Annotated in this window: 22 protein-coding genes; 16 read left to right on the top strand and 6 right to left on the bottom strand. The window is 61.2% G+C overall.

Annotation, left to right across the window (positions count from 1 at the left end):
• The first annotated feature begins 569 nt into the window (after positions 1-569).
• Positions 570-1973 (top strand): MFS transporter, encoded by a 1404-nt coding sequence (locus tag PPGU16_RS22600; RefSeq protein ID WP_180725097.1) that lies wholly within the window; start codon positions 570-572, stop codon positions 1971-1973.
• A 40-nt stretch (positions 1974-2013) separates the two neighbouring features.
• On the opposite strand, the gene ehuA is transcribed toward PPGU16_RS22600, so the two are convergent.
• The 4 genes from ehuA to ehuB form a co-directional block, all read right to left on the bottom strand.
• Positions 2014-2838, bottom strand: coding sequence for an ectoine/hydroxyectoine ABC transporter ATP-binding protein EhuA (gene ehuA / locus PPGU16_RS22595; protein ID WP_274599991.1), 825 nt, complete (start codon positions 2836-2838; stop codon positions 2014-2016).
• A 50-nt stretch (positions 2839-2888) separates the two neighbouring features.
• A complete protein-coding gene (ehuD, locus tag PPGU16_RS22590; protein ID WP_180725096.1) occupies positions 2889-3548 on the bottom strand; it encodes an ectoine/hydroxyectoine ABC transporter permease subunit EhuD in 660 nt (219 codons plus the stop codon).
• On the bottom strand, positions 3548-4228 hold the full coding sequence (gene ehuC, locus PPGU16_RS22585) for an ectoine/hydroxyectoine ABC transporter permease subunit EhuC (RefSeq protein ID WP_180725095.1): 681 nt from the start codon (positions 4226-4228) through the stop codon (positions 3548-3550). Before ehuC ends, ehuD begins: the two co-directional genes overlap by 1 nt.
• 188 nt (positions 4229-4416) lie before the next feature.
• Positions 4417-5271 (bottom strand): ectoine/hydroxyectoine ABC transporter substrate-binding protein EhuB, encoded by an 855-nt coding sequence (ehuB, locus tag PPGU16_RS22580; RefSeq protein WP_180725094.1) that lies wholly within the window; start codon positions 5269-5271, stop codon positions 4417-4419.
• Between ehuB and PPGU16_RS22575 the strand changes: the two genes are divergently transcribed.
• From PPGU16_RS22575 to ppk2, 13 genes are all read left to right on the top strand, one after another.
• The gene (locus PPGU16_RS22575; RefSeq protein WP_180725093.1) at positions 5246-5449 is read left to right on the top strand and encodes a hypothetical protein; all 204 of its coding nucleotides are present in this window, start codon (positions 5246-5248) and stop codon (positions 5447-5449) included. The genes ehuB and PPGU16_RS22575 overlap by 26 nt on opposite strands.
• An 81-nt stretch (positions 5450-5530) precedes the next feature.
• A complete protein-coding gene (gene ehuR / locus PPGU16_RS22570; RefSeq protein ID WP_180725092.1) occupies positions 5531-6928 on the top strand; it encodes a MocR-like ectoine utilization transcription factor EhuR in 1398 nt (465 codons plus the stop codon).
• Positions 6929-7084: 156 nt separating this feature from the next.
• Positions 7085-8059 carry a hydroxyectoine utilization dehydratase EutB gene (gene eutB, locus PPGU16_RS22565; protein ID WP_180725091.1) on the top strand — a complete coding sequence of 325 codons (975 nt, stop codon included), beginning with the start codon at positions 7085-7087 and terminating at the stop codon, positions 8057-8059.
• 13 nt (positions 8060-8072) lie between these two features.
• Positions 8073-9074, top strand: a complete 1002-nt coding sequence (locus tag PPGU16_RS22560; protein WP_180725090.1) for a cyclodeaminase — start codon at positions 8073-8075, stop codon at positions 9072-9074.
• A 9-nt stretch (positions 9075-9083) separates the two neighbouring features.
• Entirely contained in the window at positions 9084-10313 is a 1230-nt protein-coding gene (gene doeA, locus PPGU16_RS22555) for an ectoine hydrolase DoeA (protein ID WP_180725089.1), read from the top strand.
• Between the two features lie 4 nt (positions 10314-10317).
• The gene (gene doeB / locus PPGU16_RS22550) at positions 10318-11337 is read left to right on the top strand and encodes a N(2)-acetyl-L-2,4-diaminobutanoate deacetylase DoeB (RefSeq protein WP_180725088.1); all 1020 of its coding nucleotides are present in this window, start codon (positions 10318-10320) and stop codon (positions 11335-11337) included.
• Complete coding sequence (locus tag PPGU16_RS22545; RefSeq protein WP_180725087.1) at positions 11334-11810, top strand: Lrp/AsnC family transcriptional regulator; 477 nt, start codon at positions 11334-11336, stop codon at positions 11808-11810. Before doeB ends, PPGU16_RS22545 begins: the two co-directional genes overlap by 4 nt.
• Positions 11810-12049, top strand: coding sequence for a hypothetical protein (locus PPGU16_RS22540; RefSeq protein WP_180725086.1), 240 nt, complete (start codon positions 11810-11812; stop codon positions 12047-12049). The genes PPGU16_RS22545 and PPGU16_RS22540 overlap by 1 nt, the downstream gene beginning before the upstream one ends.
• Positions 12050-12732: 683 nt before the next feature.
• On the top strand, positions 12733-14238 hold the full coding sequence (locus PPGU16_RS22535; protein WP_180725085.1) for an NAD-dependent succinate-semialdehyde dehydrogenase: 1506 nt from the start codon (positions 12733-12735) through the stop codon (positions 14236-14238).
• A 38-nt stretch (positions 14239-14276) separates the two neighbouring features.
• Positions 14277-15674, top strand: a complete 1398-nt coding sequence (locus PPGU16_RS22530) for an aspartate aminotransferase family protein (protein WP_180725084.1) — start codon at positions 14277-14279, stop codon at positions 15672-15674.
• 157 nt (positions 15675-15831) lie between these two features.
• Entirely contained in the window at positions 15832-17562 is a 1731-nt protein-coding gene (gene ggt / locus PPGU16_RS22525) for a gamma-glutamyltransferase (RefSeq protein ID WP_180725083.1), read from the top strand.
• Between the two features lie 118 nt (positions 17563-17680).
• Positions 17681-18067, top strand: coding sequence for a VOC family protein (locus PPGU16_RS22520; protein WP_180725082.1), 387 nt, complete (start codon positions 17681-17683; stop codon positions 18065-18067).
• Between the two features lie 142 nt (positions 18068-18209).
• Positions 18210-19136, top strand: coding sequence for a polyphosphate kinase 2 (gene ppk2, locus PPGU16_RS22515; RefSeq protein ID WP_131240036.1), 927 nt, complete (start codon positions 18210-18212; stop codon positions 19134-19136).
• A gap of 102 nt (positions 19137-19238) precedes the next feature.
• Here the strand turns inward: ppk2 and PPGU16_RS22510 are convergent, their stop codons facing one another.
• On the bottom strand, positions 19239-20828 hold the full coding sequence (locus tag PPGU16_RS22510; RefSeq protein ID WP_180725081.1) for an inorganic phosphate transporter: 1590 nt from the start codon (positions 20826-20828) through the stop codon (positions 19239-19241).
• Positions 20829-21060: 232 nt separating this feature from the next.
• On the opposite strand from PPGU16_RS22510, the gene PPGU16_RS22505 reads away from it, so the two are divergent.
• Positions 21061-22002, top strand: coding sequence for a LysR substrate-binding domain-containing protein (locus PPGU16_RS22505; RefSeq protein ID WP_180725080.1), 942 nt, complete (start codon positions 21061-21063; stop codon positions 22000-22002).
• A 366-nt stretch (positions 22003-22368) separates the two neighbouring features.
• Positions 22369-23442, top strand: a complete 1074-nt coding sequence (locus PPGU16_RS22500; RefSeq protein WP_180725079.1) for a diguanylate cyclase — start codon at positions 22369-22371, stop codon at positions 23440-23442.
• 37 nt (positions 23443-23479) lie between these two features.
• Here PPGU16_RS22500 and PPGU16_RS22495 read toward each other — a convergent pair whose 3' ends face one another.
• A complete protein-coding gene (locus PPGU16_RS22495; RefSeq protein WP_180725077.1) occupies positions 23480-24382 on the bottom strand; it encodes an aspartyl/asparaginyl beta-hydroxylase domain-containing protein in 903 nt (300 codons plus the stop codon).
• Between the last annotated feature and the right edge of the window lie 137 nt (positions 24383-24519).

Genomic DNA, 24519 nt, shown 5'->3' with positions numbered 1-24519 from the left:
CGTCCGTTGCCAACGCTTCGAACGGATGCCTCAGCCGCTTCAGACACCCGCACAAGGGCGAGCGACAGCGAGCGGTTCGTGCCGCCCAGGTGGCAAACGATGTGTAGGCATTCGCGCCATAGGCGCATTACTCCGGACTGTGTAGCAGGATTGGTGTTTCTGGTAAGAGCGCTGATCTGTACGGTGCGACAACCTGCACACCGTTTGCCACCTGGGCGGCGGCGGGCTATCTGGCACGGCGTGCTGTGATGCGGGTGCGTGAAGTGGGTGAGGCGTACGGAGAGAACGTTGGCAACGAACGCGAAACAAGGTGCTGCCGTTTGAAGCGTAAGACCCGTTGGGGGCCCTCAGGCAAACACTAGAACTGGCGGTGTGAGCCGCTTTCTTTTGCCTACTTTTCTTTGCGGCGGCAAAGAAAAGTAGGTGCCGCCCCGCACAGGGGCAACGCTTGAAGCACGAAGGCAAAGCGCGGATGCCATCGCCAAGGCCAGAACAACCAACCCGCCCACGCACCACAAAAACCCAACCAACCCCCAACAGCGTCGCAGACAAAAAAACACCAAAACACCATGCCTCTGGCAATCGGCACCTTCATCGTGCCCCTCATCGTCGCCTGCGCGATGTTCATGGAGAACGTGGACTCGACAGTCCTCGTCACGTCACTACCCGTGCTGGCCCGGGACCTGGGTCACGACCCAATCACACTGAAACTCGCCATCACGGCCTACGTGATCGGCCTCGGTGTCTTCATCCCCGTCTGCGGTTGGGTAGCCGACCGCTACGGCCCACGCTCCGTATTTCGCACGGCAATCGGCATCTTCATGGCCGGCTCGCTGATGGCGGCTGCCTCGACGAATCTGCCGCTCTTCGTCGCCGCGCGTTTCGTGCAGGGCATCGGCGGCGCAATGATGGTGCCCGTCGGGCGCATCATCATCTTCAGGTCGGTGCCGAAGTCGGACTTCATCCGCGCCGTCAACTATCTGACCGTGCCCGCGCTGCTCGGGCCCGTCGTCGGGCCGCCGCTCGGCGGCTTCATCACGACCTATCTGCATTGGCGGCTGATCTTCATCGTCAACATTCCGATCGGCCTGTTCGGCATCTGGCTCACGAACCGACACATCGCCAACGTGCGCGAAGCGCATCCCGGACCGCTCGACTGGACCGGTTTCGTGCTGTCGGCCAGCGGCGCGTCGCTGTTCATGCTCGGCTTGTCGCTGGTCGGCGGCGAACTGGTATCGGACCGACTATCGACGGCGATGTGCGTGCTCGGCGCCGTGTTGCTGCTCGTCTACTGGCGCTACGCGAGCCGCGTCGAACGTCCGGTGCTCGATCTCAGGCTGCTGCGCATCCCGAGTTTTCACGCGAGCGTCGCAGGTGGCTCGCTGTTCCGGATCGGCCTGGGGGCCGTGCCGTTCCTGTTGCCGCTCGCGTTGCAGGAAGGGCTCGGCATGACGCCGTTCGCGGCGGGCACGATCACCTGCGCATCGGCGTTCGGCTCGATCTTCATGAAGACGATCGTGTCGCCGGTGCTTGCGCGCTTCGGCTTTCGACGCGTGCTGATGTTCAACGCGGTGCTGGCCGGTTGCGCGATCGCGAGTTATGGTCTGTTCGGTCCAGGAACGCCGCACGCTGTGATCTGGTTCGTCGTGCTGTTCGGCGGCGTGTTCCCGTCGTTGCAGTTCACGTCGCTGAACTCGCTCGCCTACGCTGACATTCCAGGCCGCGATGTGGGCCGCGCGACGAGCGTCGCGAGCGTGGTGCAACAGATTTCACTCGGTCTCGGCGTGACGATCGCGGGCATCGTGCTGCAGATCTCGCACAACGTGCAAGGGCACCCCACCATCGTGTGGAGTGACTTCTGGCCCGCGTTCCTGGTGGTCGGCCTGTTCTCGCTCGCGTCGATTCCCGTGACGGCAAAGCTGCCGCACAACAGCGGCGAAGAACTCGCGCGCGGCGGAAGAGGGAAAGCGTGACGCGCTCCTTTGCGAACGTCACGCGTCAGCGCAAAACGCTTTAGACCGCTTCGCGAACCGCGCGCAGGAACTGCTGCGTGCGTTCGTGCTGCGGCGATGTGAAGAATTGCTGCGGCGGTCCCTGCTCGATGATCTTGCCTTGCGAGAAGAAGCACACGCGGTCGGCAAATTCACGCGCGAAACCCATCTGGTGCGTCACCATCAGCATCGTCAGGTTGTGTTCTTCGCCGAGCCGGCGGATCACGTTCAGCACTTCGCCGCATAGCTCGGGATCGAGCGCGGACGTCACTTCGTCGAACAGCATCACCTTCGGGCGCATTGCCAATGCGCGCGCAATCGCTACGCGCTGCTGCTGACCGCCCGACAACTGCGACGGATAGTGATTGCACTTGTCCGCGAGACCCACCAGCGAAAGCAACTCGCGCGCACGTTCCGTTGCTTCCTTGCGCGACAGGCCGAGCACCTGCATCGGCGCTTCGATCGTATTGGCGAGGGCTGTCATGTGCGGGAACAGGTTGAAGCTCTGGAACACCATGCCGATCTTGCTGCGCACGCGGCGCAGATGCGCGAGCGAGGCAGGCACGAGCACGCCGTTCTTGCGCATGTGGGTGAGCGGTTCGCCGTCCACTTCGATCATGCCGCTCGTCAGCGGATCGAGCGTCATCAGCACGCGCAATAGCGTCGACTTGCCCGAGCCGCTGGGCCCGATGATCGCCACCTTCTCGTTCGGCGCGATTTCCAGATCGAGTTCGTCGAGCACGGTGAGCGCGCCGTAGCGCTTCGTCACGCCGGCGAACCGGACCATCGGCTGTTCGCCAATCGGGTTCGATGTTTCGCTCAACGCGGCAACGGGGTCTCGCTTCATCTCTTTCTCCATCACGGGGGACTCGGACTGCAAAGGGGTGTCGTGTGTTTTCATGGCAGCCTCAGGCGGAATTCCAGCTGCCGCACGAGTTGGGCGAACGTTACGCTGATGACGAGGAAGAACAAACCCGCGAGCGTGATCGGCTCCAGGTAGCGGAACGTTTCCGAGCCGACGTTCTTCGCCTGCTGCATGAGTTCGACCACGGTGATGGCCGATAGCACGGGCGTGTCCTTGAACATCGCGACGAGATAGTTGCCGAGCGCGGGAATGATGGGCCGCACGGCCTGCGGCAGAATCACACCGCTATACGTGCGCCACGGCGACAGCGACAACGCGCACGCCGCTTCCCACTGGCCACGCGCAACGCCGTTCAAACCCGCGCGATACACCTCCGACGTGTAGCACGCATAATGCAGCGCGATACCGATCGTGCCAGCCATAAGCGCCGACATCGTGATGCCGTATGCCGGCAGCACATAGAACAGCACGTAGACCTGGATCAGCAGCGGCGTGCTGCGGATGAATTCGACGATGAACCCGACCGTACGCGACACGGCTTTGATCGGACTGCGCCGCAGGATCGCGAGCACGAGGCCGAGTACCAGCGCAATCGCAAAGCCGACCAGCGTGATCAGGATCGTGTAGATAGACGCGCGCGCAAGGTCAGGCAGGATATGCGCGGCGTATTGCAGATCGAAGAAGTGATTCATTACGCCGCCTTTTGCGTGGTCTGACGCGAACTGTGCGCGATGATGCCGTGGCTCATGCGCCGCTCGAAATGACGCATCAGCGTGACGAGCAATTGCGCGAGCACGAAGTAGATGACGAGCGTGAGGCAGAAGATCTCCGCTGTCTTGAACGTTGCCTCGTCGAGCTGGCGCGCGCGGAACGTGAGATCCGACAGCGTGATCAGCGAGACGAGCGAGGTGCCCTTCAACAGCTCGATCATCAGGTTGGTCGCGGGCGGTAGCGCGTTGATCATCGCCTGCGGCAGGATGATGCGGCGCATGCGCGAGAAGGCCGACATGTTCAGCGCGACGGCTGCTTCGAACTGGCCCCCCGGCACCGAGCGCAGCGCGCCGCGCAGAATCTCCGAGCCGTACGCGCCGTAGTGCAGGCCAAGGCCTACGATAGCCACGGTGAAAGGCGTCAGTTCGATCCGGAACGGCGGCAGCGGCAGCACGAAGAAAAACCAGAACAACTGCACGAGCAGCGACGTGCCGCGAAAGACTTCGACATACACGTTCCCGACCCAGCGCAACGGCGCCCATGTCGCGAGCTTTGCAGCCGTGGCGACGAAGGCCATGGCGATGGCGAGCAGCGTGCCGAGCGCGGCAATCTCGATGGTCACGAGCGTGCCTTGCAGCAGCAGAGGAAATAGTTCACGCATGGCGGTTGCCTCGCTTGCATGATTGGCGCACGAATGCGCCCGGGTTTAGATGCAGGAAGCAATCTCGGTGCCTCCCTGGCGTGCGCGATCCGCATTGCACCGCAAGCAATGTCTGGCGTTTGCGGCGCGTGAGATTCGCGTGCCCCGCACTGGGTTACGCATTCACTTTACGTACCCGTCGCGACGCATCACTGGCCGCAGATTTGCGCGGCTGTCTTGCTGGTCAGATTCGTTTTGTCGAAGCCGAAGGGTCCGACGGTGGCGAGATGATCGGGTGTGCCGAGCCATTGATGCAGTTGCTTGTTCACGGCATCGCGCAGTTCGGTGTCTTCTGGACGGAACGCGAGCGCGCCGTAGCCCGTGTGGTTCGGATCGTCCTTGAAGAACGAGACGGTTTCGACCTGGCCTGCATCTTTCGATGCAAGCCCCTTCATCGTCAGCGCGGTACCGGCTGCAGCGTCGGCGCGGCGCGTGCGCACTGCCTGCAACTGCGCTGTGGTGTCGGGCACTTGCAGCAATTGCGCGTCCTTGACGCCCGCATCGCGCGAATTGGCGACTTCGACGGCGCCTGCCATCACCGCGAGCTTGAGGTCCGGCTGCTTCGCGAGATCGCCATAGCTGTGCAGATTCTTCGGATTGCCCTTCATCACGAGCAGCGTGTCCTGGATCTGGTATTGCGGATCGGCGAACGCAACCTGCTTGCATCGCTCGGGCGTGATGTACATGCCCGCAGCGATGACGTCGAAGCGCCCTGCGCGCAGGCCCGGAATCAGCGAACCCCATTCCGTCAGCACGGCATCCACTTTCTTTACACCGAGCTTTTCGAAGATCTTGCGCGAGATTTCAGGCGACTCGCCCGTCACCTTGCCGTCCGGCTGCGTGTACGCGAACGGCGCTTCGTTCGCGTAACCGATGCGCACCTCGCCGGTGCGCTGGATGCGCTGCAACGTCGTTTCAGCCGACGCGAACTGGGTGTGCATGGCGAGGCTCGCTGCCGCGAGGCAGAGGGCGCCGAGCATGACTGACGTGCGCTTCGATTTCATGGCGATTCCGTATGAGGACGAAAAGGAGAGTGATGAATGGCGCAGTGCGGCGTGCGCCATGAACCCGGGAAAACCCGATGTGGCATGCACTTCCGGGGCGTTCGAGATGTCCCGTGATGCGACCCATGAACGCAGCATACAAAGCCATTTTTTTGTTGCGATTGCTCTAGGACAATAATTTTTGCAGCCTCTTTTGTCGCACTATGCATGGTGTCGGGCGCGCTGCATGAGCGGCTTTGCATGAGACGGGAGTCAGCAGGTGATCGAGCAATGGCGGGAAGCGGTCGGCGCAGTACATGGCGTCGAATCGAAGTACAAGCGGCTGGTAAAGGCGATTGCGACGGATATCGAAAGCGAGTCGCTGCGCGCGGGCGCGCGCCTGCCGCCGCAGCGCGACGTCGCTTCCGAGCTGTCGATCAGCGTGCAGACCGTGACGAATGCATACAAGGAACTGGAGCGGCAGGGGTTGATTCGCTGCGAAGTGGGGCGGGGCAGCTTCGTCGCCGAACGCGTCACGGAGACGATGTCGAACTACATGCTCGATACGGCGGAGCGCTCTGTCATCGACTTTTCAATTGCACGCATCATCCATACGCCCGAGCACGACGCGATGTGGCGCAAGGTGTGCGCGACACTCTCGAAGATCGAAGACCAGCCGTGGATCCGCGCGTTCAGGCCGATTGCGGGTTTCGAGCATCACCGCCAGGCGGGCATTGCGTGGCTGCAGACAATGGGCATGCCCGCTTCGATGGATACGATGCTCGTCACCAATGGCGCCGCGCACGGCATCTTTCTCGCGCTCGCGTCGCTGGTCGGTCCCGGCGATACGGTGCTATGCGAAAGCCTGACCGATCACGGCGTGATCGGCTCCGCGAACGTGCTGGGATTTACGCTGAAAGGACTCGAGATCGACGAGTACGGCATACACCCCGAGCATTTCGAAGAAATGTGCGACAGCGAGCGCATTACGGCGCTCGTCTGCACACCCACGCTGAACAATCCCACGGTCGCGATGATGCCGGAGTCGCGACGCCGTTCGATTGCGCGGATCGCGGAACGCTACGGTGTGTTCGTGATCGAGGACGACGTCTATGGGCCGTTGCCCGTGTCACGCCCTGCGCCGATTTCGAGCCATATTCCGGACCTGTCGTTCTACTGCACGAGCATGTCGAAGTCGGTGTTGGCGGGCTTGCGCATCGGTTATTTGACGACGCCGCGCCGGCTCGCGCTGCGCGCCGAGAGCGTATTGCGCGTGAGCAGCTGGATGGCGACCTCGCCGATGGCGGAAGTGGCGACGCGCTGGATCAACGACGGCACGGCGGCGAGGCTCGTGGACATGCAGCGCGGGCGGCTGGCGATCCGTCAGGCGATCGCGCGAAAAATACTGGAGCCGTATGTGCTCGGCTCGCATCCGCAAGGGCTGTCGGTATGGCTGCGCGTGCCCGATCACTGGCAGGCGGATCGGCTCGTGCGCGAGCTGCGCAACCGCAATATCGCCGTGACGTCGCCTGATCCGTTTCTCGTGCGCGGCGCGGATCGGCCCAATGCGGTGCGCCTTTGCGTGGGCGCGGAAGTGAGCGACGAGGTCTATCAGGAAGCACTTGAAACGATGCGCGACGTGTTCGAGCAATACCCGCAGGTGCATGACTTTGGCTGAACGCGTCACCGCATGCGAACGGGCAAAACGAAATGTACCAGGACAATAGAAAACAATATTTAGAACATTAGACTGGCCGCACTGAGTCCGCTGCAGCCCGCGTCGAATCCCTGCGACGCGTGCCGCAGCGGTCGTGAACAGGTGCAAGGGCCGTCCATGTCCGAACTTTCGCTCGCCGATGTCTATGCCGCCCGACGGCGTATGGAGGGGCGCGTGCTGCGCACGCCGCTCGTCGAATCGCACGCCTTGTCGGCTGTTGCGAAGGCGCCCGTCTATCTGAAACTCGAAACCGTCCAGCCGACGGGCAGCTTCAAGCTGCGCGGCGCGACGAACGCGCTCGTGCGCCTTGCCGAAGCGGGATGCACACGGGTGGTCACGGCGTCGACGGGCAATCACGGGCGAGCCGTCGCACACGCGGCGCGCGCGCTCGGCATCGAGGCGGCCGTGTGCATGTCGTCGCTGGTGCCGTCGAACAAGGTCGAGGCCGTGCGCGCGCTGGGTGCCCAGGCGCACATCGTCGGCAAGAGTCAGGACGATGCGCAACATGAAGCGCAACGACTCGTACGCGAAGAAGGCTATGCGTACGTGCCGCCGTTCGATCATCTCGACGTGATCGCCGGGCAGGCGACCATTGGCATCGAGATCGCGGAAGACTTGCCCGACGTCGCGCATATCGCGGTGCCACTGTCGGGCGGCGGACTTTTCTCCGGTGTCGCGTTCGCCGCGAAGCAGATCGCGCCGAGCGTGCGCATGACGGGCGTGACGATGGAACGCGGCGCCGCGATGCACGCGAGTCTCGTGGCGGGCAAGCCCGTACTCGTCGATGAGCTGGTGACGCTCGCAGACTCGCTGGGCGGCGGCATCGGGCTCGACAACCGGCATACGTTTTCTCTATCGCGAGAACTGATCGACGAGGTCGTATTGCTCGACGAGGCGTCGATTGCGCGCGGCATCGTGCACGCATATGAAGCCGAACATCTGGTGCTCGAAGGCGCTGCCGCAGTGGGCATCGCTGCGCTGCTCGCGGGGCGTCTCGGCAATGGGGCGGTTGAACACGGCCCGATCGTGCTGATCGTGACGGGCGCCAATATCGACATGAACCAGCATCGCCGCATCGTCGGTGCAGCCTGATATGGAGTGACGGATGACAGCCATTACCTTGCTCGGCGAAGCGCAACTCAGAGCACTCGTGCCACTCGACCTCGCCGCCGTCGATCAGATCGAATCCGCGTTTCTGGCGCTCGCCACGGAAGCCGTTGCGATGCCGCCGATCCTGCGGCTCGATTTGCCCGAGCATCGCGGCGAAGTCGATGTGAAGACCGCGTATCTGCCGCGCTTCGACAGCTTCGCGATCAAGGTCAGCCCCGGATTCTTCGACAACCCGAAGCTTGGACTGCCGAGTCTCAATGGATTGATGCTCGTGCTGTCGGCGAAAACGGGACTCACGGAAGCGGTGCTGCTCGATAACGGTTATCTGACGGCCGTGCGTACAGCGGCCGCGGGCGCCGTCGCGGCGCGCTGGCTTGCGAAACAGCACACGCCAAACGTTGCGTTGATCGGCGCAGGCGAACAGGCACGTCTGCAATTGCAGGCGCTCGCGATGGTGAGAAAGGTCGAGCGCGTGAAAGTGTGGGCGCGCAATCGCGCGAACGCCGAACGATTCGCCGCCGACATGTCCGCGCAATTGCAGATCGCGTGCGAAGTGGCGCGCGACGTGCATCACGCGCTCGCCGAAGCGGACATCGCGATCACGACCACTCCCAGCACCGAGCCGCTGATTCACGCGGCCGACCTGCATCCGGGCCTGCACATCACGGCGATGGGTTCGGATGCGGAGCACAAGAACGAGATCGCGCCGCAAGCACTGGTGGCGGCGCGCTATGTGTGCGACCGCGTCGCGCAGACGCGCGTGCTCGGCGAGCTTCATCACGCCGTTGAAGCGGGCGTCGTCGACGCGAATGCACCGCATGCCGAACTCGGACAGATCATCGCAGGACAGGCCCAGGGCCGCACGAATGACAGCGACATCACGCTATGCGACCTCACGGGCACGGGCGCGCAAGACACGGCCATTGCGACGCTTGCCGTCGCGCGTGCACGCGCGGCCAATGCAGGCACCCTTTTCCGCAACGACATGAAGCGCTGAGAGGAGACCATGTCAGATACACCTCAACTGGAGCGGGACGATGTGAAGCTGGCGGCACCCGTAGTTCGCTTGCCGTTCGATCGCAGCGAGTACGATGCGCGCATCGCGAAGACACGCCGCGCGATGGAGAAGGCCCAGATCGATCTGCTGATCGTGACGGACCCGACCAACATGGGATGGCTCACCGGTTACGACGGCTGGTCGTTCTATGTGCATCAGTGCGTGCTGCTCGCACTGGACGGCGAGCCCGTCTGGTATGGCCGTGGACAGGACGCGAACGGCGCGCTGCGCACGGTGTTCATGAGGCGCGAGAACATCGTCGGCTATCCGGATCATTATGTGCAGTCCACCGAGCGTCATCCGATGGACTATCTCGCGCGTGAAGTGATCGCTGCGCGCGGCTGGCAGGCACGCCGTATCGGCGTCGAAATGGATAACTACTATTTCAGCGCGGCCGCATTTGCATCGTTGCAGCGCAATCTGCCCAATGTGGCGTGGCGCGACGCGACGGCGCTCGTCAACTGGCAGCGCGCCGTGAAGTCGCCGCGTGAGATCGAATACATGCGCATTGCTGCGCGCATCGTCGAGAAGATGCATGCGCAGATCGTCGAGCGGATCGAGCCTGGCATGCGCAAGAGCGATCTCGTCGCGCAGATCTTCTCGGCCGGGATTACGGGTGTCGACGGGTATGGCGGTGACTATCCGGCAATCGTGCCGCTGCTGCCTACAGGCGCCGATGCCGCCGCGCCGCATCTCACATGGGACGACTCGCCTTTTGAAAAGAACGCGGGCACGTTCTTCGAAATCGCCGGGTGCTTCAAGCGTTATCACTGCCCGCAGTCGCGCACCGTCTATCTCGGCAAGCCGCCGACGCATTTCATCGATGCCGAAAAGGCCGTGGTTGAAGGCATCGAAATGGGTCTTGCTGCGGCGAAGCCCGGCAATACCTGCGAAGACATCGCGAATGCGTTTTTTGCCGTGCTGCGCAAATCGGGCATCGAGAAGAATAGCCGGTGCGGTTATCCCATCGGCGCGAGTTATCCGCCCGATTGGGGCGAGCGCACGATGAGCCTGCGTCCGGGGGACAAGACTGTCCTCGAACCCGGCATGACGTTTCACTTCATGCCGGGGCTGTGGCTCGACGACTGGGGACTCGAAATCACGGAAAGCATTCTGATTACCGAGTCGGGCGTCGAGACGTTTTGCAATACGCCGCGCAAGCTGTTCGTCAAGGAGTAGGGCAATGCGGGCTTCACCCATTTCCGCCACGATCGATTTCGAGGCCGACGGCGAACAGCATGGCTTCCTTAAGCTGCCGCATTCGCATGATGCATCCGCGTGGGGCGCCGTGATGATTCCCATCACGGTGATCCGCAATGGCGATGGGCCGACCGCCTTGCTGACGGGCGGCAATCACGGCGACGAGTACGAAGGTCCCATCGTGCTGTCGAAGCTCGCATCGACACTGAAGACGAGCGATGTGACGGGGCGCGTGATCATCGTGCCGTTCATGAACTATCCGGCGTTTCGCGCGGGCAGCCGCACGTCGCCCATCGATCGCGGCAATCTCAACCGCAGCTTTCCGGGCAAGCCGGACGGCACCGTCACAGAGAAGATTGCCGACTACTTTCAGCGCTACTTGCTGCCGCTCGCGGACTATGTGCTAGACCTGCACGCGGGTGGCCGCACGCTCGACTTCGTGCCGTTCGCCGCCGTGCATGTGTTGAAGGATGCGAAGCAGCAGGCGCGTTGCGAAGCGGCGATGTGTGCATTCGGCGCACCGTATTCGATGCGGATGCTGGAGCTGGATAGCGTCGGCTTGTTCGACACGGCTGTCGAAGAAGCGGGCAAGGTATTCGTCTCGACGGAACTGGGCGGCGGCGGCACCGCGACGGTGGCGAGCGTCGCTGTCGCCGAACGCGGCGTACGCGGCTTTCTTGCGAATGTGGGTGTGTTGTCGTTGCATGATGGCGATGATGTGGCGCCGCGCACGACGACCTTGCTCGATATGCCGGACGGTACTTGCTATACGACGAGCGAGCACGACGGGCTACTCGAGATGTGCAAGGACCTTGGCGACAGTGTCGAAGCGGGCGAAGTGATCGCGCGGGTTCACGACATGACGCGTACGGGCACCAAGGCTGTCGAATACCGCGCGCGGCGCGGCGGGTTGCTTGCTGCGCGGCATTTTCCGGGGCTCGTGCGGATTGGCGATACGGTGGCCGTGGTGGCTGATGTCGTAGAACGCGGCATTCGGGTATGAAACTCGATCGCTATGATCTTGCGATTCTTCGCATTCTTGCGCGAGATGGACGTATTACGAAGTCGCGGCTCGCGGAGGAAGTGAATCTGTCGATCTCACCTGCGTGGGAGCGGGTGAGGCGGCTCGAAGAGAGTGGCCTGATTCGTGGTTATCGGACGGATATCGACTGGACGAAGGCTTTTAAGGGTAGCAGGATTGTTGTTGAGGTGACCCTTGCCCGGCATACGGCGCATGATATGCGGCGGTTCGAGGAACGTGTGGGTTCTTCGTCTGAGGTCGTGCAGTGTTATGCCACCGGCGGTGGTGTCGATTACGTTTTGCACGTGGTGGCGCGGGATATCGACCACTATCAGCGGTTTATTGATTCGCTGCTTATCGATGAGGTCGGGATTGAGCGGTATTTTACTTATGTCGTGACTAAGGTCGTTAAGGAGACGGGTGAGTCGGTGCCCGACTGGGCTGAGTTTGGGTGATGGTTCTCGTTTTTGACTTTGGTTTTGAGTTTTGTTTTTTTTTGCCGCTGTGCGGCTGGTTTGGTTTTTTGGGGGCTTGCGCTGGCGTCTGTGATTTGTGTTTTTGCTGGCATCCGCGTTTTGTTACTGGTGCTTCAAGCGTTGCCCCTGTGCGGGGCGGCACCTACTTTTCTTTGCCGCCGCAAAGAAAAGTAGGCAAAAGAAAGCGGCTCACACCGCCAGTTCTTATGTTTGCCTGAGGGCCCCCAAAGGTTCTTATCCTTCATACGGCAACCACGTGACCCACGTCCGCTGCCAGCGCTCTAAAAGAGTGCCTCACCCGCTTCACGCTCCCGCGCTACAGCACGCCGCGCCAGATGGTCCACCGCCGCCCAGGTGGCAAACTGTGTGTAGAGCGTAGTACCTCGCACGCCTCACTTCGGACCGATAGCACACGCGTTCCACCCTGTAAGAGCGCCAGGCTATACGACGCGACAACCTACACACAGTTTGCCACCTGGGCGGCATATACCATTCGCTGCCGCTGGTTCAAGTAGGGGTATTCGAAGCGGGTGAGGCGTTCATTCAAAGCGCTGGCAACAAGCACCGACCAGGGCACTGCCGTGTGAAGCGTGGGGACGTTGGGGCCCGTGGATAGGAACACGTGCTGGCGGTGTGAGCCGCTTTCTTTTGCCTACTTTTCTTTGCGGCGGCAAAGAAAAGTAGGTGCCGCCCCGCACAGGGGCAACGCTTGAAGTGGTAAGTCATATCGCGGATGCCAGCGTAGACACGAGCAATCCAAAACCAAAAAAACCACCCACCTACGATCAGAAAACAGAAAAAGCCAAAACCAAACCACCCCGAGAACAAAAAAACCGGAGCCCGCGCAGCCTTTAAAGTGACACACAGAGATATCAAGGAAAGCCAAAGAAAGGAGATCACCATGCTGCTTGGCCATCCCGTTCTATTCAAATCACTGTGTTACATCGACGGCCGCTGGGTCCACAGCGAAACAGCCTCCACGGTAGCGGTGCAGAACCCCGCAGATCAAAAAGTAATCGGCCACGTCCCGATGCTGGAAGCCCAACAGATCACTCAGGCAGTCGACGCCGCGCATCGCGCATTCGAAACCTGGCGCTGGGTCCCAGCCGCAAAACGCGCCACCCTACTGCTACGCTGGCACGAACTCATCCAACGCCACCAACAGGACCTGGCAGGCATCCTGGCACTGGAACAGGGCAAGCCACTCGCCGAGGCAACCGGCGAAATCATCTACGGCGCGAGCTTCATCGAATGGTTCGCGCACGAAGGAAAACGCCTGAACGGCCGCACGATCCCCACACATATCGACGGCGCACATCTCGGCACGATAGTAGAGCCCGTCGGCGTCGCCGCACTGATCACGCCGTGGAATTTCCCCAACGCGATGATCACCCGCAAGGCAGCGGCGGCGCTTGCAGCGGGCTGCACGGTCGTCGTGAAGCCCGCCCATGAGACGCCGTTTTCCGCGCTAGCGCTCGCGCAGCTCGCAGAAGAAGCCGGCTTCCCGCCGGGCGTGTTCAATGTCGTGCTCGGCGAGCCGCAAATGACGATGGAAACACTGGTGCGCGATCCGCGGGTACGCACCGTGAGCTTCACGGGCTCGACGCGCGTCGGGGGACTCGTCATGCAGGCCGTCGCGCAAAGCGGCATCAAGAAGACGGCGCTCGAACTCGGCGGCAACGCGCCCTTCATCGTCACGCAGGACGCCGACATCGATCAGGCGGTGCGAGTGGCCGTGGCGGCGAAGTTTCAGACGTCAGGGCAAGACTGTTGCGCGGCGAATCGCATACTCGTTGCGCGTCCCGTCTACGACGCATTCGTCGAGCGCTATGCGCAGGCGGTGCGCCAGCTGAAAGTCGGCCCGGCCTTCGAGCCGGGCGTCGAAGTCGGTCCACTGATGCATCAGGCCGCATTCGATGTGACCGTCCAACGCGTCGAGGACGCGCGCGCGAAAGGCGCGCGTGTTCTGGTCGGCGGCGCGCCGCACGAGCGCGGCGGCTGGTTCTTCGAGCCGACCGTGATCGCGGATGCAGAGAAGGGCATGCGTATTTACGACGAAGAGAACTTTGCGCCCATTTCGGCTGTATCGCCGTTCGATTCGCTCGAAGAAGCGATCGCGCGCGCGAACGACACCGAATACGGTCTCGCCGCCTATCTGTGCGCAAAAGACCTGAACACGGTCTTTCAGGTGATTCGCCAACTGGACTTCGCGATGGTCTCCGTGAACGGCGCGAAATTCACGGGCGCGCCGGTTCCATTCGGCGGCATGAAGGCATCGGGTCTGGGCCGTGAAGGCGGACTCGAAGGTTTCGAGCCATTCGTTGAAACGCATTACTTCTGCCTCGGTCAATTGGGCTTGCCGCTAACCGACGCCGCTGCTTCTGCTCGCCGGCCGCTTGCCGCGTGAGTCTCTCATTCAACTATCGACTAAAAATGGAGTGTCCCATGACCCAGTTCGATCACCTGTTCAGCGCGGACCGCGCGCATTTCATGCACCCGTCGACGCACGCTCACGATCACGCCAGCGGCGCGCTGCCGGGCCGTATCGTCACAGGCGCTAAAGGCATCCGCATCGAGGATCATCAAGGCAAGTCGTTCATCGATGCATTCGCAGGCCTCTATTGCGTGAATATCGGCTATGGGCGCACGGAAGTGGCCGACGCGATCTATGAGCAGGCAAAGAAGCTCGCTTACTACCACACCTATGTCGGACATTCGACCGACACGATCATCGAACTGTCGTCGCGCATCATCGACTGGTCGCCGAAGGGCATGAAGAAGGTGTACTACGGCATGTCCGGCTCAGACGCAAACGAAACGCAGATCAAGATCGTCTGGTACTACAACAATGTAAAGGGCCGACCGAACAAGAAGAAGATTATTTCGCGCCAGCGCGGCTACCACGGCTCCGGCATCGTCACAGGTAGCCTGACGGGCCTGCCGAGCTTCCATCAGCACTTTGATTTGCCGATCGATCGCGTCAAGCACACGGTATGTCCGCATTGGTATCGTCAGGCGCCCGCTGGCATGAGCGAAGCGCAGTTCGTCGACTATTGCGTCGAAGAACTGGAGAAGCTGATCGCAAAGGAAGGCGCGGATACGATCGCCGCGTTCATCGGCGAGCCGGTGATGGGTACGGGCGGCATCCTGCCGCCGCCCACGGGTTACTGGCCCGCAATCCAGAAAGTCCTGAAGAAGCACGACATTCTGTTGATCAGCGATGAAGTGGTGTGCGGCTTCGGGCGGCTCGGTTCGAAGATGGGTGCGCAGCATTTCGGCATCGAACCTGATCTGATCACGGTCGCGAAGGGTTTGACGAGCGCGTATGCTCCGCTGTCGGCCGTGATCGTCGGCGAGAAGGTCTGGGACGTGATCGCGCAGGGCTCGCAGGATCACGGTCCGATGGGTCACGGCTGGACCTATTCGGGACACCCGGTCTGCGCAGCCGCGGCGCTTGCGAATCTCGACATTCTAGAGCGCGAGAACCTCTCGCAGAATGCGGCGGAAGTTGGCGGCTATCTGCAGCAGCAGTTGCATGCAGCGTTCGATTCGCATCCGCTCGTCGGTGAAGTGCGCGGATGCGGCATGCTTGCCGCGATCGAATTCATGGCGCATAAAGAAGAGCGTCGCCCATTCGATAGCGCATTGAAAGTCGGCCCGCGCGTGTCAGCCGCTGCATTGCAACACGGACTCATTGCGCGCGCGATGCCGCATGGCGACATTCTCGGGTTTGCGCCGCCGCTCGTGACGACGCGTGCGGAAGTCGACGAGATCATCAAGCTGACCCAGGCAGCCGTGGATGAAGTGGCATCGCAGGTGCTGAAGGAATCTGCTGCTGCCTAGCAGCCTCGCAACCGTATTGCAATTGGAGTAATCGCGCGAAGCAACTCGATGCGCCTGCAACATAAGGGGTTGCTTCGCAAATGCACTCGTTGCGTGTTATAAGCCCAAAGACAAGCTTGTAGTTCCGTCACTGGATGATTGTCTTTGGAGGCACGCATTGAAACTAATCGATAAAGCGAAATTCTCCGCAACAACACTGGCCGTTGCAGGGCTCTTCACCACGTCCGCGGGCTTTCTTGAGTCCGCACCTGCATACGCGAAAGCGCCCCCGCCGCAACAACCTGTACTGACCGCATCGGCCGTTGCCGTCGCGGACAAGTACAGCGCCGATGCTGCCGAGCAGATCTTCAAGGAAGGCGGCAATGCCGTCGACGCCGCGGTCGCTATCGCGTTCACGCTGGCCGTCACGTACCCTGAAGCAGGCAATATCGGCGGCGGCGGCTTCATGACGCTATACGTGAATGGAAAGCCGTATTTCATCGACTATCGCGAGCGCGCGCCGCTGGCTGCGACGCGCAATATGTATCTCGACGATCAGGGTAATGTGATCAAGGGCAAGAGCCTTTTCGGCTATTACGCGGCAGGTGTGCCGGGAACCGTGGCGGGCATGTGGGAAGCACAGCATCGTTTCGGCAAGCTGAAATGGAAACAGGTTCTGGCGCCCGCCATCAAATATGCGCGTGACGGTTTCGTAGTCGACGAGCAGCTTGCCAGGCGCCGCGAAGCTGCCGAAAAGGACTTCGAGGGCAAAACGAATTTCGACACCTATTTCGGCAATCTGAAAGAGGGCGTCAATTTCAAGCAGCCGGATCTCGCGGCCGTGCTCACACGCATTGCGAATCAGGGCGCACGCGAGTTCTATAACGGCAAGACGGCTGATCTGATTGCAGCGTCGATGAAGGGGCATGGCCTCATCACGAAGCGCGATCTGCAAGACTATCGGGCCGTGTGGCGTCAACCCGTTCAGGCGGACTGGAATGGCTATCACGTGATCACGGCACCGCCCCCGAGTTCGGGCGGCATTGGCCTCGTGCAATTGCTGAAGATGAAGGCGGACTTGAAGAGCGACTTCACGAATGTCGATCTCAACTCGCCGCAGTACATTCACCTGATTTCGGAAATCGAAAAGCGGGTCTTTGCAGATCGCGCGCAATACCTGGGCGACCCGGACTTCTATAAGGTTCCCGTCGCGCAACTGACGGACGATGCCTACATCGCGAAACGCGCGGCCGAAGTCAATCCAAACACGCCGTCGGACACGAAGAGCGTGCAGCCTGGCCTCGGCACGTCGATGCCCGAGAAAGCGGAGACGACGCATTTCTCGGTGGTCGACAAGTGGGGCAATGCCGTGTCGAATACGTACACGATCAACGGCTATTTCGGTTCCGGCGTCGTCGCGGAAGGCACAGGCATCGTGCTGAACGACGAGATGGACGACTTTGCATCGAAGCCCGGCGTGCCGAACATGTTCGGCGTGGTAGGCAGCGACGCGAACTCGATCGAGCCGAAGAAGCGCCCGTTGTCGTCGATGTCGCCGACCATTCTGACGAAGGACGGCAAGGTGTCGCTGGTGATCGGCACGCCGGGTGGATCGCGGATTTTCACGTCGATCTTCCAGGTGGTCAACAACGTGTACGACTTCAACATGCCGCTGAAAGACGCAGTTAGCGCAATGCGTTTCCATCATCAGCTGTTGCCGCCGAATACGATCTTCTGGGAGCCGTATGCGCCTATCGAAGGCGATCTCGCGAAGCAGGTCGAAGCGAAGGGTTATACGCTGAAGGCGCAGGACTTCAACGGCGACATTCAGGCGATCAAGATCGACGGCGAGCGGCCGGATGCCGTATCCGATCCGCGCGGACGCGGCGTGTCGCGTGTGATACCGTAATCTCGCGGCATGCGTTGGCGTCGCAGTCAATCACGCGACGCCACGTCGATTCGCTTTGCAGCGGACCTCGCCCGTGGGCGGTGTCCGCTGTTTTCACTTTCTGGAGCGGGAGTCAGCGATGAATCAGCCGGAATCACAAAGCGATGCGCAAGCGCCGCGATTCGAAGCACTCAGTGCTGTCACGCTCGCCACGCATGACATGGAGCGCGCCGTTGCGTTTTACCTCGCGCTTGGCTTTCCGCTTTCGTACGGAGGCCCTTTCGAGGCGTTCACGTCGTTTGCGTTCGGCGGCACCTATCTGAACCTGATTCTCGACACGCGAGGCCCGGTACTATGGTGGGGGCGTGTGATTGTTCACGTGTCCGACGTGGACGCCGTTTATCAAAAGGCGCTGGCGGCGGGATACCAGCCCGACGCCGCACCCGCCGATGCTTCATGGGGCGAACGCTACTTTCATATCAGCGATCCCGACGGCCACGAGATCAGTATTGCGAAGAGGCTTTGAAGGCGCAGTGGACGCCTGCTTGAAGCGCAGCACGCCACGCGAAAAGAGTAATATGACTGACACCAAGAAAGCTGACAATCACACGAGCCCACGCGCCGCGTCCACCCTTTTCCGCGCAAGGGAAGCAACAGGAGCTACTGTGATGAAGGAATCCGAACAGGAACTTGACGCCGAGTCGCTCGCCGCACGGCAGCGCCGCTTCGAAGAGGACCTCGTCGATGCGTACGACGAAGAACTCGAAATGGAAGTCGACGATCGCATCCTCGACGGCGGCGAGGGCTTCACGCCCGAAGCGCGCGAATTGCGCAAGCAGTATTTCCGCGAGCTGTTCCGTCTGCAAGGCGAACTCGTCAAGCTGCAGGACTGGATCGTCAAGACAGGGCATCGCCTTGTCGTGATCTTCGAAGGCCGCGACGCGGCTGGCAAGGGCGGTGCGATCAAGCGCATCACGCAGCGGCTGAATCCGCGCGTATGCCGGGTCGCGGCGCTGCCCGCGCCGAACAACCGCGAACGCACGCAATGGTACTTCCAGCGCTATGTCAGCCACCTGCCCGCAGGCGGCGAAATGGTGCTGTTCGATCGCAGCTGGTACAACCGCGCGGGCGTCGAGCGCGTGATGGGCTTCTGCACCGACGACGAATACGACGAATTCTTCCGCTCAGTGCCCGAGTTCGAGAAGATGCTGGTGCGCAGCGGTATTCAGATCATCAAGTACTGGTTCTCGATCACCGACGAAGAGCAGGAAATCCGCTTTCAGGCGCGTATCCACGATCCGCTCAAGCAATGGAAGCTGAGCCCGATGGACCTCGAAAGCCGTCGCCGCTGGGAGCGTTATACGCAGGCGAAGGAAGTGATGCTGCAGCGCTCGCACATTCCCGAAGCGCCGTGGTGGGTCGTGCAGGCCGTCGACAAGAAGCGCGCGCGGCTGAACTGCATTCATCATCTGCTGAGCCAGGTGCCGTATCACGAGATCGAACACCCGTCCATCGTACTGCCGGAACGGGTCTTCCACGAGGACTACAGCCGGCATCCCGTGCCGGACACGATGATCGTTCCCGACGTGTTTTGATCCCTGTTTGAAGGGCTGAAATGAAAAGCGCGGCATGAAAATGCCGCGCTTTCTGTTTTGCCGCCGCCGGATCGAATCGGCGCGGCGGCAAGATACGCGTTGTCAGAACAGGTGACGGAACAACCAGTACAGTCCCGCGGACAGCGCGATCGATGCAGGCAGCGTCAGCACCCACGCGAGCACCAGACTGCGCACGGTGCTCCATTGCAGACCTGAGCCGTTGGCGGCCATCGTACCTGCCACACCCGAAGACAGCACGTGCGTGGTCGACACCGGCAGGCCGTACATGTCGGCGGCGCCGATCGTGACCATCGCGACGAGTTCGGCCGATGCGCCCTGTCCATAGGTCAGATGCTGCTTGCCGATCTTCTCGCCCACCGTCACGACGATGCGCTTCCAGCCGACCATCGTGCCGAGACCCAGCGCGATCGCCACGGCCACTTTCACCCATGTCGGGATGAACTTGGTTGCGTGGTCCATCTGCTTCTTGAAGTTGTCGATGGCCTTGGCGTCGTCAGTTGCGAACGCGGGCTGCTTGGCCTTTTCCATCAGACGGATTGCTTCCGACGCGACGTACATGTTGTTGCGCACGTTATCGACGTTGTCCTGCGGCACGTTCGCCATCGTGCCCGACGAGCTGACCTGCTGGCCGATCTGCTCCATCAGCTTCTGCAGCGCGGGCACCGTCGCGGGCGCGAGCTGCCGCGTGCGCACGTAGTTCTCCACTTCGTTGCGCGGCGCGACGACGGGCGGCACGCCTGGCGTCGCATACTTGCCGAGCGCGGCCGAAGCCTGCTGCGAAACCGCGAGGAAGGTTTGCGTTTCGCTTGCCGTGACTGCCTTATTCAGCGCGTAGGCCGTCGGCACGGTGCCGATCAGGATCAGCATGATGAGGCCCATGCCTTTCTGACCATCGTTGGAACCGTGCGCAAACGACACGCCCGTGCAGGTCAGAATCAGCAGCCCGCGAATCCAGAACGGCGGCGGCGCTTTGCCTTTCGGCTCGGCGTACAGCGCGGGCACGCGCACGAGCGCCTTGAGGACCAGCAGCAGAAGACCCGCGAGCAGGAAGCCGATGAGCGGCGAGAACAGCAGCGACTTGCCGACGCCGGCAGCTTGCCCCCAATCGACGCCGCTCGTGCCGTCCGCGCCATGCAGCAGCTGGTTCATCAGGCCGACGCCGATGATCGAGCCGATCAGCGTATGCGAGCTCGAAGACGGCAGGCCGAACCACCACGTGCCCAGATTCCAGATGATCGCGGCGATCAGCAGCGCGAACACCATCGCAAAGCCTGCGCTGCTGCCCACTTGCAGAATCAGTTCGACGGGCAGCAACTGGAGAATGCCGAATGCGACTGCGCCGCTCGAGGTCAGCACACCAAGGAAATTCCACGTGCCGGACCACACGACCGCGACGTTAGGCGAGAGCGAGTGCGTATAGATCACCGTCGCGACGGCGTTGGCCGTGTCGTGAAAGCCATTGACGAACTCGAAGCCGAGCGCGATCAAAAGGGCGACGCCTAGCAGCAGATAAGCGAGGACAGAACCGGTGCGAACGGATTCGAGGTCGCCGACCAACTGAAACGCGCAATAGATCGCGCCAGCGACCAGCGCAATCACAAAGACTGCGAGTCCTAAGTTGCGGTTTTTGGCACTTGAGGTGCCTGTCTGCGGATATGAGAGTTCCGGCATGGCCTGGGCCTCGGGGATGGTCGGGGGGATCTCCGATCCTGCAAGCCCAGCATGTCGATACGATGACAAACGCGTGACGGATATGCCCCTTAACATTTGTGCGCCGCGTCACGCGCTGTCAGATGCCGCGCATTGCCGGTACGTCGGAACAAGGCCCGCGCGGCCCAGACGCTAAAATGAGCGCGTGGCGCCAGCGCGCCGATCCGGAATCGAGACCTCCTTGAAAAGAAAAATGCCAGCGCTCAATGCGCTCAAAGCCTTCGAAGTTGCCGGGCGCACGGGCAGCTTCACGCGCGCGGCGGAATTGCTCAACGTCACGCAAAGCGCGGTGAGCCGCCAGGTGCGGCAACTCGAAGAGCAACTCGGCGAAACGCTATTGCAGCGCAGGCATCATCATCTGGATCTGACCGCATCGGGCCGCGTGCTGCTACAGGCCTTGCAGCATTCGTTCGACAAGATCGAATGGACCGTGCGCTCGATTCAGGAAAAGACGCATCTGAATCGCTTGCGGGTGAACGCGCCGCCGACTTTCGCGAGCCGCTGGTTTTTGCCGCGTCTCGGGCGCTTGCACTCCGAACATCCCGAACTGGAATTGAGCCTGTCGACGCGGCTGGAGGACAATCTGGCCGAGTCGAGCGTGCTCGATTGCGCGATCCGCTTCGGCAATGGCGAATGGGAAGGATTGGATAATCTGCTGCTGATGAACGAGCGGCATATCGCCGTGTGCTCGCCCGCGTTGCTCGCGCGCCAGGCGGGCAATGAAGTCATCGATCTCAATCAATTCACTTTGCTGCATGTTTTAGCGGGCGATAACCAGCGTTATCTGACCTGGCAGCATTGGCTGAAAGCGGCGGGCATCGAAGGCGTGGATACGTCGGGCGGTTTTGAATTCGATCTGCTCGATCACGCGATACGCGCTGCCATCGACGGCCTCGGTATCACGATCGCCGATCGTCATATGATTGCGCACGAACTCGCCAATGGACAACTCGTGCAAGTACTGAACGTGCATGTCGACGGACACCAGTCGTATTGGCTCGTGACGCGTCCCGAGCAGGGCGAGTTGCCTCACGTGACGGTGTTTCGCGACTGGCTGCAACAGGAAGTGTGGCTGACGCAGCGCAGCGTCGAAACATCCGCGGCTGCGCGGGTGCCGTTGATCAGTGGTCATTGATTCGGGCATCGCGTGCAGCGCTTTTGACTCACTTCATCTGATTCATTTGCTTCATGTTGTTCTGCTGGAGCAATTCAACCCGTTAGCACCATTGACGTCCATCACAGTGCGACGCAAACGTTAAACGTTCATCGCGGCTTGTGCGAGCACACCGAAAAACGACAGAAACGCTTCCACCGCGCAAATGGACTAATTGCCCACTGCGGATACTGGTATCATTTTTTTATACCAATCCATGACGTTGCGCCCGCATCGAAACGCGCAACGTTTCTACAAAGCTTGGTGCAAAACCGGGACTCTGCGGCACGCGGCGCATGAACGCGCGCGGCCCAATTCTCGCAGTCACTTGCTCGGGGATCGATAACGTTGGCAACGAAAAGCAGGGCCGGGCAAGGGAAGAGCTTTGTCGAGCGCATTTACCGCTTGCGCATTGCCGGGCTGGGGCTTGGCTTCTTCTGCGTCGCTTCCGTTTTCGCGCTACAGCATCGCGGCTTCGTGCTGTGGTCGCTACTGGTGTTTCATGGATTCGTCTGGCCGCATGTCGCGCGCCGCGCGGCGCTTGCCTGCGAGGTGCCGTTTCGCGGCGAACGCCTGAACCTGATGGCCGATTCGATGCTCGGCGGCTTCTGGGTCGTGGCGATGCAGTTCAACGTGCTTCCCAGCGTGCTGATTCTCGCGATGCTCAGCATGGACAACATCGGCGCGGGCGGCCTGCGGCTCTTTGCGCGCGGCGTGCTCGCGCATGTACTCGGTGTGCTGGCGGGGCTCGTGACGGTCGGCTTCGTGTTTTCGCCGATGTCGCAAATGCCGACTATCCTGGCGTGCCTGCCGTTCCTCATTATTTATCCGCTAGCGTTGGGCTTTACGAGTTACCGGTTGTCGCTCAAGCTCGCCCAGCGCACGCGCGAACTCGAGCATCTGAGCCGCACGGACGGCCTGACCCGTCTTTGGAATCGCCGGCATTGGGAAGGGATGCTTGCCGACGAATTCGAGCGCTGCCGCGCAAATCGCTACGCGTCGTGCCTGCTGCTGATCGACCTCGATCACTTCAAGCGGATCAACGACACACTCGGTCATCCCGCCGGCGACGCGGTGTTGCAGGCGTTCGCCGATCTGCTGCGCAGCCATTTCCGCGCGGGCGACAGCATTGGCCGTTATGGCGGCGAGGAGTTCGGCGTCGTGTTGCCGGGCGCGACACTGCGCGAGGCGCATACGGTCGCGAAGGTGCTGGTGCAGCGCGTGAGAGAGAAGACGAAAGAAGCGTCGGCGGAATGCCCGTGCACGATCAGCGTCGGCATTGCCCAATTGACCGACGACTTGCCCGACTATCACACGTGGCTGCAGGAAGTCGACCGCAGTCTTTATCAGGCGAAGGCGACGGGGCGCGACCGGATTGTCGTAGGCGGTCTGGCGCCCGTTCAGGAAGTGGCGCGAGGCTAGGCGTGCCAGAGCGCGCCGGAGCAGGCAGCGTCGCGCTTTACAGCGCGTAAATGATGCCGGCGAAGATCGAACCGAACAGCACCCATTTGACGAGATAGTAAGTCGGCCGATGCCATGCCTTAAGGCGCTTGCCGACGCGGCGAATCGCGTACACATATTTGAATGCGCGGTTCAGGAAGCCGGTTCGGTCGCCTGCGTCATTCGGCGAACTGGCCGCGCGCATCACGACATTCGAGAACATCCGGTTCAATGCGGCGGCCCAGCGGAAGTACATGGGCCGTTCGACATCGCAGAACAGCACGATGCGCGATACGTCGGTCTCGTTCTTCGCGTAGTGGATAAAGGTCTCGTCGAACATCACCGCTTCGCCGTCGCGCCAATAGTATTGCTGGCCGTCCACGTCGATATAGCATTTGGGGCTGGCCGGCGTGACGAGCCCGAGGTGATAGCGCACCGACCCCGCATAGGGATCGCGATGCCGCACGAGGCTTGCGCCGGGCGGTAATTGCGCGAACATCGCGGCCTTGACGGTCGGAATGTCCTGAAGCAGACGCGTGGTCACGGGGCAAAGCGATTGCGCCGATGGATGCGGCGCGTCATACCATTTCAGATAGAAGCGACGCCAACCGGTCTTAAAGAATGAATTGAAGCCGATGTCGTTGTAATTGGTCGACGCGGATATTTTCTGCGCAGCGTCGACGGCAAGCGCTTCTTCACGGATGACTTCCCAGTTTGCCTTGAGGGGCGTCAATTCCGGAAAATGATTCTCGTCGATATAAGCCTTGGCCCTAAGCGGTGAGAACAGATAGCACAGGCAGTTAATTGGAGCCAGAAAGGTCGAATGATCTGAAAGTTGGCGTCCGAAGGTGAAGCGGGCATTGCCGCGCCTTGCTACATACGTGACGCTTAAGATAAACCAGACGATAAATAGCCAGCGCATACCGTTGATCTCCAGGATTTACCTGAACAATCGGTCTTTAAGTAACCGGATCCTAAAGAAAGAAGTTTAGCTAGAACCGCGCCAGCTTGCTTTCAAGGGGTATGCAATTGAATGCAGTCCGCCAATACGCTAAAGGC

The organism is Paraburkholderia largidicola (assembly GCF_013426895.1).
Classification (GTDB): Bacteria; Pseudomonadota; Gammaproteobacteria; order Burkholderiales; family Burkholderiaceae; genus Paraburkholderia; species Paraburkholderia largidicola.
The sequence above is the reverse complement of the archived record's forward strand: the minus strand, read 5'-3'. Positions and strand labels throughout refer to the sequence as shown.